This window comes from Pseudomonas sp. BNK-7 (assembly GCF_048072025.1).
In the GTDB taxonomy this organism is placed as follows: Bacteria; Pseudomonadota; Gammaproteobacteria; order Pseudomonadales; family Pseudomonadaceae; genus Aquipseudomonas; species Aquipseudomonas danubii.
This window is the reverse complement of sequence record NZ_CP182252.1, coordinates 2309007-2321708: the sequence shown is the minus strand read 5'-3', so window position 1 is coordinate 2321708 and position 12702 is coordinate 2309007. Positions and strand designations below refer to the sequence as shown.

Sequence of the window (12702 nt, the reverse complement as noted above, 5' to 3'; positions counted from 1 at the left end):
CGGGGGGCGCCGGGGAAGGACTCTTCGTCCCCCCGGCTCCTACAGGGTTTTACAGGCCGGACTTCAGGCTGGCTTCCAGGTACTCGTCGATGTCGCCGTCGAGCACCTTGTCGCAGTCGCTGCGTTCGATGTTGGTGCGCAGGTCCTTGATCCGCGACGCGTCGAGCACGTACGAGCGAATCTGATGACCCCAGCCGATATCCGACTTGGTGTCTTCCAGGGCCTGGGAAGCCGCGTTGCGCTTCTGCATTTCCTGCTCGTACAACTTGGCCCGCAGCATTTTCATGGCGGTGTCCTTGTTGGCGTGCTGGGAGCGTTCGTTCTGGCAGCTGACCACGGTGTTGGTCGGTACGTGGGTAATACGCACAGCCGAGTCGGTGGTGTTTACGTGCTGACCACCGGCACCGGAGGAGCGATAGGTATCGATCCGCAGGTCGGCCGGGTTGATTTCGATTTCCACCTTGTCATCGATCTCGGGCGAGACGAACACTGCCGAGAACGAAGTGTGGCGACGGTTGCCGGAGTCGAACGGGCTCTTGCGCACCAGGCGGTGCACGCCGATCTCGGTGCGCAGCCAGCCGAAAGCGTATTCGCCCTTGATGTGCACGGTCGCGCCCTTGATCCCGGCGACTTCACCGGCCGACAGCTCCATGATGGTCGCTTCGAAACCGCGCTTGTCGGCCCAGCGCAAGTACATGCGCAGCAGGATGTTGGCCCAGTCCTGGGCCTCGGTACCGCCGGAACCGGCCTGGATGTCCAGGTAGGCGTTGTTCGGGTCCATTTCGTGGCTGAACATGCGGCGGAATTCTAGTTTGGCGAGGTTTTCCTCGAGACGGGCCAGTTCGGCGACCACATCGCCCACCGCACCTTCGTCGTTTTCTTCGACCGCCATATCCAGCAGGTCGCGGCAATCGGCCAGACCGCCGTTCAGCTCGTCCAGGGTCTCGACGATCTGTGCCAGCGCAGCGCGCTCGCGGCCCAGTTCCTGGGCGTATTCGGGTTTGTTCCAGACACTCGGATCTTCAAGCTCGCGATTGACCTCGGTCAGACGCTCATGCTTTTGATCGTAGTCAAAGATACCCCCGAATAGTTTCGGAGCGCTCGGACAGGTCCTTGATGGTGTTCAGGATCGGGTTGATTTCCATGGGGGGCGGCACTCGTTGGCGAACTTTTGAAAGCCGGAGATTATAACGGAATCACCGAATCACGGCAGCCCGCTTAGCGGCTTTAGAGGCCAATCGACCATCTAATTTCAGTGAGCGAACCACTGAGATTCGCGCGCAGGCGCCATTTTACCACCCTGATCCACCTGCGCCCGGGTCCGAAAGGCAGCCGGGGCCAGCCCGCTACCCGCAGGCCATGAGCCGCCCCCCCCAGAGCCGCTACTCGATCCCTACCTGGTTGCGACCGTTGTTCTTCGCCAGGTACAGCCCCTTGTCCGCCGCCGAAATCAACTGTCGACAATGGCTGTTGGGCTGCGGCGTTACCGTGGAAAGACCGATGCTGATGGTCAGACTGGCGCCCTCCACCGGCACGATATGAGGGATTTTCAGGGCTTCCACGGTCTGGCGCAGCTTCTCCGCCACCAGTCGCGCCCCGCCCGGCGAGGTATTGGGCAGCACCAGCACGAACTCTTCGCCGCCGTAGCGCGCCGGCAGGTCCGAGGGCCGGCTGCTGGCTTCACGAATCGCCGTGGCCACCTTGCGCAGGGCTTCATCCCCCTCCAGGTGGCCGAAGGTATCGTTGTAGGTCTTGAAGTAATCGACGTCGATCATCAACAACGACAGCTGGCTCTGCTCACGCATTGCCCGACGCCATTCCAGTTCCAGGTATTCGTCGAAGTGCCGACGGTTGGACAGCCCGGTCAGGCCGTCGGAGTTCATCAGTCGCTGCAGCACCAGGTTGGTGTCCAGCAATTGCTGCTGGCTGACCCGCAACGCACGGTAGGCCGCATCGCGCTGCAACAGGGTCATGTAGGAGCGCGAGTGATAGCGAATGCGCGCCACCAACTCGATGTTGTCCGGCAGCTTGACCAGGTAGTCGTTGGCCCCGGCGGCAAAGGCCGCACTCTTGATCAGCGGGTCTTCCTTGGTCGAGAGGACAATGATCGGGATGTTCTGGGTCGCCGGATGATTACGGTACTCGCGCACCAGGGTCAGGCCATCCAGCCCTGGCATCACCAGGTCCTGGAGGATCACCGTGGGCTTGATGCGGATGGCCTGGGCGATGGCCTGGTGAGGATCGGCGCAGAAGTGGAAGTCGATGTTTTCCTCATTCGCCAACCCACGCCGAACGGCCTCGCCGATCATGGCCTGGTCATCCACCAGCAACACCATCGCGGCGTTTTCGTCGGTCTTGAATTCGTCGAGCTGTAAATCATTCATGGGTTGTCACCTGAGTTGCTACCTGGCCAGGACAGCTGCGTTTTTCAGTCATTTGGCAAATATCTCCAGCAAACGTGGAGCAATCTTGTCCAGTGGGCGAATCTCTGCGGCGGCACCGATGGCAGCGGCCGCCTTGGGCATGCCATACACCGCGCTACTGTTCTGGTCCTGAGCGATGGTCAAATAACCCTGATCGCGCATCAACTTCAAGCCCTGGGCACCATCGCGACCCATGCCGGTCAGCAGCACCCCCACCGCATCGCCATTCCAATAGCTGGCGACACTCTCGAAAAACACGTCGATGGAGGGCCGGTAGATTTCATTCACCGGTTCGGCGGTGTAGGCCAGGGTGCCGTTCTTCAACAAGCGGATATGGTGGTTGGTGCCTGCCAGCAATACGGTGCCGCTTTGCGGCGGCTCGCCCTCCCGGGCCAGCCGTACCTGCAGGCCGGAGGCGCTGCTGAGCCACTCGGCCATGCCGGCGGCAAACACCTGATCAACGTGCTGGACCAGCACGATGGCGGCGGGAAAGTCCTTTGGCAAGCCCTTGAGCAACACTTCCAGGGCCGCCGGACCACCAGCGGAGGAGCCAATGGCCACCAGGCTCTGGCGTGGCGCACCACTGCGCAGCGGCACCGGCGCCGAGCGCACCCGACTGCCACGCTGGCCGATCAGCCAGCCGATATTGAGGATCTTGCGCAGCAGCGGCGCCGCCGCCTCCTGGGCATTGCCCGCACCCAGGGCCGGGGTATCCACCACGTCCAGGGCGCCATGGCCCATGGCCTCGAACACTCGGTGCACATTCTGCTGGCGGTCGACCGTGACGATCACGATGGCGCAAGGCGACTCGGCCATGATCCGCCGCGTGGCCTCGACACCATCCATGACCGGCATGATCAGGTCCATGAGAATCAGGTCCGGCGTCAGTTCGGCGCAGTATTTCACCGCCTCGGCGCCATTGGTGGCCACCCACACCACCTCGTGGCTGGGGTCGAAGGCCAGGGCCCGGCGCAACGCCTCCACGGCCATGGGCATGTCGTTGACTATCGCTATCTTCATGCCCGCGCTCCTCCAATCAGCTCAACCACTGCGTCGAGCAGGGCGTCGTCATGGAAACTGGCTTTGGCTAGATAGTAGTCGGCACCGGCATCCAGTCCACGGCGCCGGTCTTCCTCACGATCCTTGTAGGACACCACCATCACCGGCAGGGACTGCAGGCGATTGTCGCGACGCAAGAGTGTGACCAATTCAATTCCATCCATTCGCGGCATATCGATATCGGTGATCAGCAAGTCGAAGCTTTCCGAACGCAAGGCATTCCAGCCATCCATGCCGTCCACTGCAACGGCCACATCGTAGCCGCGATTGATCAATAGCTTGCGCTGCAACTCTCGCACCGTCAGTGAGTCGTCCACCACCAGAATACGCTTGCGCGCAGCCTGTGCATGCTGCTGGTGATGACGTGCGATGCGCTCCAGGCGGCCGGTATTGAGCAGTTTGTCCACCGAACGCAGCATGTCCTCGACATCCACGATCAGCGCCACCCGACCATCATCGAGCAGGGCCCCGGCGGAAATATCCTGGATCTTGCCCAGGCGGTCATCCAGCGGCAGCACCACCAGGGTGCGCTCGCCGATAAAGCGTTCCACGGCGATCCCGTACACCGCATCGCGCTCGCGAATCACCACCACCTTGAGAGTCGGCGCGTTGGTCTCGGTCGCCGGCCGCTGCAACAGTTGACTGGCGGCCACCAGCCCTACATGCCGCCCCTCGTGCCAGAAATGCTGGCGCCCTTCCACCTGGACGATGGACTCGGGCTCCAGGTCGCACATGCGTTCGATATGGGCCAGCGGAAAGGCGTAGGCCTCGTCGCCGACCTCCACCACCAGGCTGCGCACCACCGACAGGGTCAAGGGCACTTCCAGGTGGAAACGGCTGCCCTGGCCGCTGGTCTGCTCCAGCTCCACCGCGCCACGCAGCTGCCGCACCATATGCTGCACTGCATCCAGGCCGACGCCGCGTCCGGAAACCTCGGTGACCTTGTCCCGCAGGCTGAAGCCCGGCAGGAACAGGAACGTCAGCAATTCTTCCTCGCTGAGCTGGGCGGCGGTCGGGGCCGGCGACAGCTGACGCTCGACAATGCTCTGGCGCAAGCGCTCAAGATCCACGCCGTTACCGTCATCACTGAGTTCCAGCACCAGAAGACCGGCCTGGTGCGAGGCCCGCAGACGAATCACCCCTTCGGCCGGCTTGCCCGCCAGCAGGCGCTGCTCGGGCAGCTCGATGCCGTGGTCGACGGCATTGCGCAGCAGGTGAGTCAGCGGTGCTTCGAGTTTCTCCAACACATCGCGGTCGACCTGGGTTTTCTCGCCTTCAACTTCCAGGCGTACCTGTTTACCCAGGCTGCGCCCCAGATCGCGGACCATGCGCACCTGACCGGTGAGGACATCGGCAAAGGGCCGCATGCGACAGGCCAGGGCCGTGTCATAAAGCACCTGGGCCCGTTGACTGGCCTGCCAGCCGAACTCATCGAGCTCGGCGGTCTGCAGCGCCAACAGTTGCTGGGACTCGGCCAGCAAGCGCCGCGCGTCGGCCAGTGCCTCCTGGGCCTCCAGGCTCAGCGCATGCTCCTTAAGGTGCAGGTTGAGGTTTTCCAGGGCGGTCAGGCTGTTGCTCTGAATCCGTTTGAGGCGCTGCATCGTGACCAGGTAGGGCTTGAGCCGCTGGGTTTCCACCAGGGATTTGCTCGACAGGTCCAGCAAGCTGTTGAGGCGCTCGGCGGTCACCCGCAGCACCCGCTCGCCGCCTTCGGTCATGCGCTTGCCTGGGCGCCCGCTGCTCACTGCCGGCTCCAGGGCCGGATCGCTAGGTGGCGGCAAGGGCTCCAGTTCCCTCGGCAACTGCGCCATGGGCGCCACTGGTGCTTCCAACTGTGGCTCTGGCGCGGCGCTGGCCTGGGCCGGCACGCTTGGCGCCCCCGGTCCATGAGCCAGCAACTGCTCCATCAACGCCACATAGCCCGGAACATCCGGCGCCACGGTCTCGGTGCCCCCGGGACTGGCAATCCGCATCAACAGGTCAGTGCCCTGCAACAGGGCGTCGATATGCTCGGGCTGCAGGTACAGTCGCCCTTCCTGGGCACTGACCAGGCAATCCTCCATCACATGGGCAACGCTGACCCCGGCATCGACCCCGACAATCCGCGCCGCGCCCTTGAGCGAGTGGGCGGCACGCATGCAGGCTTCCAACTGGTCGGCCTGGGTCGGATTGCGCTCCAGGGCCAGCAGCCCGGTACTGAGTACCTGGGTCTGGGCCTCGGCTTCCAGGCTGAACAGTTCCAGCAACGAGGCATCGCGCATTTGATCGGGGGTCATGTCAGGCTCCGGGTCACGGCCAAGAGCAGTTGCTCTTCATCCAGCAAGCGCAGGCTACGTCCCTGCCATTGCAGCACGCCACGGGTGTACTTGGCATTGGCCTGTTCTCCGGAGAGCGAGGCAGCGTTGAGAAGGCGTTCATCGAGGGCATGGATACCATGCACCTCATCCACCGGCACCACCACCGGGCCGCCCTCGGCCCCAATGATCAGCATCCGCGGCATGACCCGCCCGGCAGCAGCGACCACCGGTGTGCCATCCAGGCCCAGCAGTTCGGTCAACGACAGACAGGCCACCAGGGCCCCGCGCACGTTGGCCACCCCCAGCAACGCCCGGGAACGCTGGTGAGGCAAGGAATGGATTTCCTGCAGCGGTGCCACCTCCAGCAGGCACCGGGTCGCCAGTCCCAGCCACTCCTCGCCGAGACGGAACATCAGCAGCGAACGGGTGACCACATCGCTGTCGGCCTCCAGGTTCAGCGCGTGTTCCCGGTCCTCCTGACGCAACGAATAGCGGTCCAGCAGGCGCGTAGCAGCGGCGGAGTAGACCGCGCAGTTACGACAATGGATATGCTCGGCGAGCAGGGGGCAGGACTTGTCGCCGTGGATGCCGATGCGGTTCCAGCAATCGTCGATGGCCTGCGCATCTTCACGGGTCACGTCCAATGAGTAGGAATGGCTCATCGTTTCAACTCACTGTCGGCAGAGCGAGTGCTGCGGGCAGCGCGCTCCTGCAATCGTTGGGCTCCGGCGACATCGCCCTGGGATGCCAGCAGCGCCGCCAGGTGCGCCAGGGCTTCAGGGTGCTGGGGAGCCAGGTACAGGGCCTTGCGGTAGAAACCCTGGGCTTCCATGGCGTTGCCGGCCACATCGCTGAGCAGCCCCAGCCAATAGAACACCTGGGCCACAGGTTCATGCTGCTGCAGATAGCGCTCGCAGGCGGCACGGGCTTGCGCACTCTTGCCCTCATTGGCCAAGGCGGCAATGTTGGCCAGCAGGCTCGCGGCATCGCTGTCCGGCGGCGTGCTCTCGGCCACCGGGGCCGGGGCTGCACGGACGGCAAAGGGGCGCTGGCGCGGCACCGCAGGCACCGAGCTGCGAGGCGGCAGGGGCAAGGACAAGGGCTGAGGCAAGGCCACGGGAGCCGGTGCAGGCTCGGGCTCGCTGTGCCGGCTGAAGGCAAAGGACTGGGGAATGCCAATCGAACGCATGCCCAGCCGCCCCAGCAGGCTGCCCTCTGCAGGCCCGATGAACAGCACCCCCTCTTCATGGGTCAGGCGCTTGAGCACCTCGAACACCTGACGCTGGGTCGGCTGGTCGAAATAGATCAGCAGGTTGCGACAGAAGACAAAGTCGAAAGGCGGCTCGCTGGCCAGCAAGCCCGGATCCAGGACATTGCCCACCTGCAGCCGTACTTGCTCGCGAACCCGCTCGCTCAAGCGATAACGATCACCCTCGGCACAAAAGTGCAGCTCGCGAAACTCGGTGTTCTGGCCACGAAAGGAATTCTTGCCATAGACCGCCCCCCGGGCCCGCTCCACTGACAACGGGCTGACGTCCAGGCCGTCGACCTTGAACTGATGGGGAGCCAGGCCGCCATCCAGCAGAGCCATGGCAATCGAGTAAGGCTCCTCACCGGTGGAACAGGGCAGGCTCAACAGGCGCAAGGCGCGCATGCCCTTGATCTGTGACAGACGTTCCTTGGCCAGCTTGACCAGGGTGGCGAAGGATTCCGGATAACGGAAAAACCAGGTTTCCGGAACGATCACCGCCTCGATCAGGGCCTGCTGTTCGTCCCGCGAGCCTTGCAGCTTTTGCCAGTACTCATCGCTGCTGCGGGCATACAGGGCATTGCTGCGCTGGCGCACCGCGCGTTCGATGATCGCCGGGCCCACCGAGGCGACGTCCAGGCCGATTCGCTCTTTGAGAAAGTCGAAAAACCGTTGTTCGTCGCTCATCGAGGCTCCTCAAGCGACGCCGGGTCCAGAGGCTCGGCCGGAAACAGCAACTCCCGCACCTGCGCGCTCAGCAAGTCATCGACCCGCACCCATTGCAAAAGCCCCTGGGCGTCTTCACGCACCGGCCCCAGATACGGCGCCTGGCGGTTGTCCAGGCCATAGGGCTGGAATTCCTGGGGGTCGCAGCGCAACGTGTCGTTGGCCTGCTCCAGCAACAAACCCAGCACTCGGGGTGGCTGGGAGCCGTCGCCACGGTAGTGCACCAGCACCAAACGGGTACTGGTACGCAACTGCGCCGCACGCCCGAACGTCAGCTCGCACAGGTCGATGACCGGCACCACCACCCCGCGATAGGCAAAGACCCCGGCGACCCAGGACGGTGCCTGGGCAATGGGCTTGAGCTGCAGGCGCGGCAACACCTCCACCACGTCAACGGCCTGTAGTGCATAGCGCTCCTGACCGATGCGGAACACCAGGAACAGAGCACTGCGCGCCCCGGCTGCGGCGCTGCGCTTGTGCGCGAACTCATCCATCAGACTTTGAAACGCGAGACGCCGCTGCGCAGGCCCACGGCCACCTGGCTCAGCTCATCAATGGCAAAGCTGGCCTGGCGCAGGGACTCGACAGTCTGGCTGCTGGCATCCCCCAGTTGCACCAGGGCATGGTTGATCTGCTCGGCGCCGGTGGCCTGGGCCTGCATCCCTTCATTGACCATCAGCACCCGAGGCGCCAGCGCCTGGACCTGATGGATGATCTGCGACAGTTGCTCACCCACCTGCTGCACCTCGGCCATGCCGCGACGCACCTCTTCGGAAAACTTGTCCATGCCCATGACCCCCGCCGACACCGCCGACTGGATCTCACGGACCATCTGTTCAATGTCGTAGGTGGCGACGGCGGTCTGATCCGCCAGACGTCGCACTTCAGTGGCCACCACGGCAAAGCCGCGACCGTACTCGCCGGCTTTCTCCGCCTCGATGGCGGCGTTCAACGACAGCAGGTTGGTCTGGTCGGCAACCTTGACGATGGTCACCACCACCTGATTGATGTTGCCGGCCTTCTCATTGAGGATCGCCAGCTTGGCGTTCACCAGGTCCGCGGCGCCCATCACCGAATGCATGGTGTCTTCCATGCGCGCCAGGCCTTGCTGGCCGGAACCGGCAAGCACCGAAGCCTGATCGGCGGCGCTGGATACTTCAGTCATGGTGCGCACCAGATCCCGGGATGTTGCGGCGATTTCCCGCGAAGTGGCACCAATTTCCGTGGTGGTGGCGGCGGTCTCGGTGGCGGTGGCCTGTTGCTGCTTGGAGGTGGCGGCAATCTCAGTCACCGACGTGGTGACCTGCACCGACGAACGCTGGGCCTGCGATACCAGGGCGGTGAGCTCGGTCATCATGTCGTTGAAGCCGGTTTCCACCGCGCCGAACTCGTCCTTGCGCTCCAGGTTCAAACGGCCGCTGAGGTCACCGGTGCGCATGATTTCGAGAATGCTCACGATGCGATTCATCGGCGCCATGATCGCCCGCATCAACAGCAGGCCACATAGACCAGCGACGAAAATCGCCACCAGCAACGACACGCCCATCCCAACCTTGGCTGCGGCCACGGCATCGTCGATGGCATGGGTGGCAGAATCAGCTATGCGCTTGTTGAAACTGATGAGCTCGTTGAGCTTGATGCGGCCCTTGATCCAGAGCGGGGTCAGTTGCTCGTTGAACAAGCGGATCGCCTCAGCACTCTGGTTCCGCAGGTGCAGGTCCAGCACCTGGGCCATGACGCGATTGAACTCTTGATGGTCTTTCTCGAAGGCCGCGAACGCAATCCGATCCTCCTCAGTGGTGATGGACTTCTGGTAACCGGCCATCTGAGTCTGCAGGTTTTCTTCATATTTCTTGAAGTTTTCCTGGTCTTGGGCGCTGATGCCCTGGTCCCGCTTGAGCCCGATGATTTCCATCGTCTGTCGGTAGCTGTCGACCCAGGCTCCGCGAATCATCGAACTGAAATAAACCCCGGGCACTGCGTCATTGCGCATGCGCTCTTCACCGGCTTCGATCTTCAACAGGCGCGAGTACGAGACGACGACCATCAACAACATGATGGCAATAATCACCGCAAAGCTCGCCAAAATGCGTTGGCGCAACGTCCAGTTCTTCACAGTCAGTCCTCGAAGCCATTCAAAAATGGGAGGAGTATAGCCGAGGACGATGCAGGTTTTATGGGTGGTTTAAGAACCCGAATGGCACTTTCGGCATCTTTGTGCACCCGCTCTGGATGGTGGCTTAGCGGGCACTTTCAGGCTTGCAGAAGGTATTTCGGCAATACCTTCCGGCAGAACCGCCATCCTTGGCAAACGACAAGTCCCAGGTGCTTCAGAGAACGCTCTGGCGCACCTGGCTTTCCAGTTCGGCCTTGAGCCCCGGCGCCAGTTTCAACTGACGCGCCAGTTCGTCCAGGTAGGCCTTTTCCATGAAGTGTTCTTCATCCACCAACATCACGCTGGCCAGGTACATCTCGGCCGCCATCTCCGGGGTGCTGGCAGCACGGGCCACGTCCGCCGGGTCCAGGGGTTTGTTCAACTCGCTGTGCAGCCAGTTCTGCAATTGCGGATCGTTGTCCAGCTTGCGGAACTCGCCTTCGATCAGTGCCCGCTCACGTTCGTCCACGTGACCATCGGCCTTGGCTGCCGCCACCAGGGCCTTGAGGATCGCCTGGCTGTGCTGCTCCACCTGCTGCGCCGGCAGCCGGTCAAGGGTCTGCGGCTCGTTGCGAGGAGCAGTGCCCTGTTGCGCTTGCCAGTTGCCGTAGGCTTTGTAGGCCAGCACTCCGAGAGCCGCCAGGCCGCCATAGGTCAGGGCCTTGCCGCCAAACTTGCGGGCCTTCTTGTTGCCCAGCAGCAAGCCCATGGCGCCAGCTGCCAGGGCCCCGCCGCCCGCTCCGGACAGCAGTCCACCCAGCCCGCCGGCCTTGCCGCCGAGCAAGCCGCCAAGGCCACTGGAATCGGGCCGGGCCTTGTCCGTTGGCGCCGCGCCTGCCTTGTTCTGCAGCAACTCCTGACCGGACCTGAGTAATTGATCGAGCAATCCACGGGTGTTCATCTGCCGCCTCCGGAAAATTGGGTGTCACATCGACACATAAGGCCGTAAGCCTAGAGAGAAGTGCCCAGGTTCAGGGGGACGATAGTGCTTCTGAATGTTGCTTTCCCAGGAACCGGACACAGGACCGGACAACAGGCCAGACACATGACCTGCACCACGACCAAGATCCCCTTGCAGGAGCCGGCTTGCCAACGAAGCCCCCCACGCGCGCGAAATGCCTGCATCAAGGGGCCTCGATCAGTACCCACCCAGGCTGCCTGACTGGATTAGCGCCCCGAGTTACGGCACTATCGCCCGCCTGAAAAAACCCGGCGCCACCGACCGGAATCGCTGAAGACCTTCCGGCAGCAAGGATGCGCCCATGCCCCGACAGAACTGCGCCACCGCCCACGAGTGCCGCCCATGAGCCTGGACGCCGTAGGCCGTTATCACCTGATACGCATCATCACCGGCCTCGTGCCCCTTTCGCTGCCGGCGCCGCTGTTCTATCTGGCACATGTCTGGGGCATATCGGTGTATCGCAGCCACTTCGGTTCCATCGCCAAGGGCTTCGGCCTGGGAGTGATGGTGGAACTCCTGCTCCAATTGCTGATCCTCGTCAGCGTGCTGGTGGCCCTGGTGCCCAACCTGAAGGCCAAGCTGGGCCTGGTCGGCGCCCTGGTGCTGTTCACCGCCTGGGCGATGTTTCCCGACCATCCGATACGTGGCTACGTCTATTGCTTCCTGATGAGCGTGCCGCTGCTGCTGGCAATCTGGCTGGCGCAGTGGCTGTGCCGCTGCTGCGTGCCGACACCCCCGCCGGACACGCCATGAACCGCGCTCCGCCTCCAACCTTGATGAGTTCGCCGATGCCCGCCCTTCGTCATCTCTTGCGCCCGTTGCTCGCCGCCCTGTTGCTCGGCGCCGCCACCCAGGCGGCACAGGCCGCTGCGCCCGCCTGCCCGTCCAGCGACCTGCCGACCTTCCTCAAGGCCTTTGCCAGCAGCCCGCAGCTGCAGCAGGCGTTCACCGACTCGCCGTTGATCGAACAGCGACCGACCCATGACGAGTACGGCCGCGAGATCACCACCCGGCACAAGCTGACGGGAGATACCCGCCACCTGCTGACCCTGCTCGATCCACAGGCCCAGGCTCGGGCCGGACTGCAAGCCTTCTGGGAGAGCCAGACCCTGGTGGTGCATGATCCGCTGGGTGACGTGGTCCAGGCCTTCGTCTTTCAACAGGGCGCCTGCTGGCAACTGGTGCGGGTGGAGCAGTGGTCCATGGACGGCCTGCTCAACCAGGACGCCCCGGCCAATGAAACCGCCCTGCAGCGGCAGATGCGCAAGGCCGATCTGTTCCTGGGCTACGGCGGTCGCGAGCAGTACCTGTTGACCCAGTACTTCTTCGAGCTGGGCCAACAGCTTCTGCTGGACGCCGCCCGGCATGGCTCGGCCACGGCGGCGGTGCGGGCCGTGAGCCTGGGTTACTCGGGCATGGCACCAGAGCTCAAGCCCGGGGAGCCGGAAGAACTGCTGCTGCCTTACGCCCAGACCGATGCCGAGGCGGCGTTGATGCTGTCGATGTACTACTGCGACCCCCGCGGCGATGGCTCCGTCAATGAATGCCAGCAACCGCGCAAGTCCGAAGAGCTGGTGCAGCGCACCGCCCGGGAACTGGACTCGGCCGACGCCTACTACTACCTGGGCAGCGGCTACGCCGAGGGCAAGTGGGGCACCACCGATGGCCCCCGGGCCCTGGCCTGCTACCAAGAAGCGATCAAGCGCGGCGACCTGAACAGCATCCGGCCCCTGACCTGGTGGACGAAAAAAGGCCAAACACCCGCCGGTGGAGCCCAGTGCCTGCCAGCCACGGCGCCGGCGGGGAGCTGACCCCAGAGCGGCGTGCGGGCC

At 63.6% G+C, this 12702-nt stretch carries 11 protein-coding genes; 2 read left to right on the top strand and 9 right to left on the bottom strand.

Annotation, left to right across the window (positions count from 1 at the left end):
• Positions 1-49: 49 nt before the first annotated feature.
• The 9 genes from prfB to ACMGF8_RS10640 form a co-directional block, all read right to left on the bottom strand.
• Positions 50-1145, bottom strand: a protein-coding gene (gene prfB, locus ACMGF8_RS10680) for a peptide chain release factor 2 (protein ID WP_102861334.1) whose coding sequence is annotated in 2 segments (ribosomal slippage) — positions 50-1072 and positions 1074-1145 — 1095 coding nt in all. Because the reading frame shifts where the segments join, the coding sequence is not laid out codon by codon here.
• A gap of 237 nt (positions 1146-1382) precedes the next feature.
• On the bottom strand, positions 1383-2384 hold the full coding sequence (locus tag ACMGF8_RS10675; RefSeq protein WP_102861333.1) for a response regulator: 1002 nt from the start codon (positions 2382-2384) through the stop codon (positions 1383-1385).
• 48 nt (positions 2385-2432) lie between these two features.
• Entirely contained in the window at positions 2433-3443 is a 1011-nt protein-coding gene (locus ACMGF8_RS10670) for a chemotaxis response regulator protein-glutamate methylesterase (RefSeq protein ID WP_110652336.1), read from the bottom strand.
• On the bottom strand, positions 3440-5758 hold the full coding sequence (locus ACMGF8_RS10665; RefSeq protein WP_416759535.1) for a hybrid sensor histidine kinase/response regulator: 2319 nt from the start codon (positions 5756-5758) through the stop codon (positions 3440-3442). The genes ACMGF8_RS10670 and ACMGF8_RS10665 overlap by 4 nt, the downstream gene beginning before the upstream one ends.
• Positions 5755-6441 carry a chemotaxis protein CheW gene (locus tag ACMGF8_RS10660; protein WP_102861330.1) on the bottom strand — a complete coding sequence of 229 codons (687 nt, stop codon included), beginning with the start codon at positions 6439-6441 and terminating at the stop codon, positions 5755-5757. Before ACMGF8_RS10660 ends, ACMGF8_RS10665 begins: the two co-directional genes overlap by 4 nt.
• A complete protein-coding gene (locus tag ACMGF8_RS10655; RefSeq protein WP_416759533.1) occupies positions 6438-7715 on the bottom strand; it encodes a CheR family methyltransferase in 1278 nt (425 codons plus the stop codon). The genes ACMGF8_RS10660 and ACMGF8_RS10655 overlap by 4 nt, the downstream gene beginning before the upstream one ends.
• Complete coding sequence (locus tag ACMGF8_RS10650; protein ID WP_110596464.1) at positions 7712-8248, bottom strand: chemotaxis protein CheW; 537 nt, start codon at positions 8246-8248, stop codon at positions 7712-7714. Before ACMGF8_RS10650 ends, ACMGF8_RS10655 begins: the two co-directional genes overlap by 4 nt.
• Positions 8248-9870: a methyl-accepting chemotaxis protein gene (locus tag ACMGF8_RS10645; RefSeq protein ID WP_110596463.1), complete on the bottom strand. Its 1623-nt coding sequence runs from the start codon at positions 9868-9870 to the stop codon at positions 8248-8250. Before ACMGF8_RS10645 ends, ACMGF8_RS10650 begins: the two co-directional genes overlap by 1 nt.
• A 214-nt stretch (positions 9871-10084) precedes the next feature.
• The gene (locus tag ACMGF8_RS10640; RefSeq protein WP_102861326.1) at positions 10085-10810 is read right to left on the bottom strand and encodes a tellurite resistance TerB family protein; all 726 of its coding nucleotides are present in this window, start codon (positions 10808-10810) and stop codon (positions 10085-10087) included.
• Between the two features lie 402 nt (positions 10811-11212).
• On the opposite strand from ACMGF8_RS10640, the gene ACMGF8_RS10635 reads away from it, so the two are divergent.
• Positions 11213-11623: a hypothetical protein gene (locus tag ACMGF8_RS10635; RefSeq protein WP_102861325.1), complete on the top strand. Its 411-nt coding sequence runs from the start codon at positions 11213-11215 to the stop codon at positions 11621-11623.
• 35 nt (positions 11624-11658) lie between these two features.
• Positions 11659-12681, top strand: a complete 1023-nt coding sequence (locus ACMGF8_RS10630) for a hypothetical protein (RefSeq protein ID WP_416759530.1) — start codon at positions 11659-11661, stop codon at positions 12679-12681.
• The last annotated feature ends 21 nt before the right edge of the window (positions 12682-12702 follow it).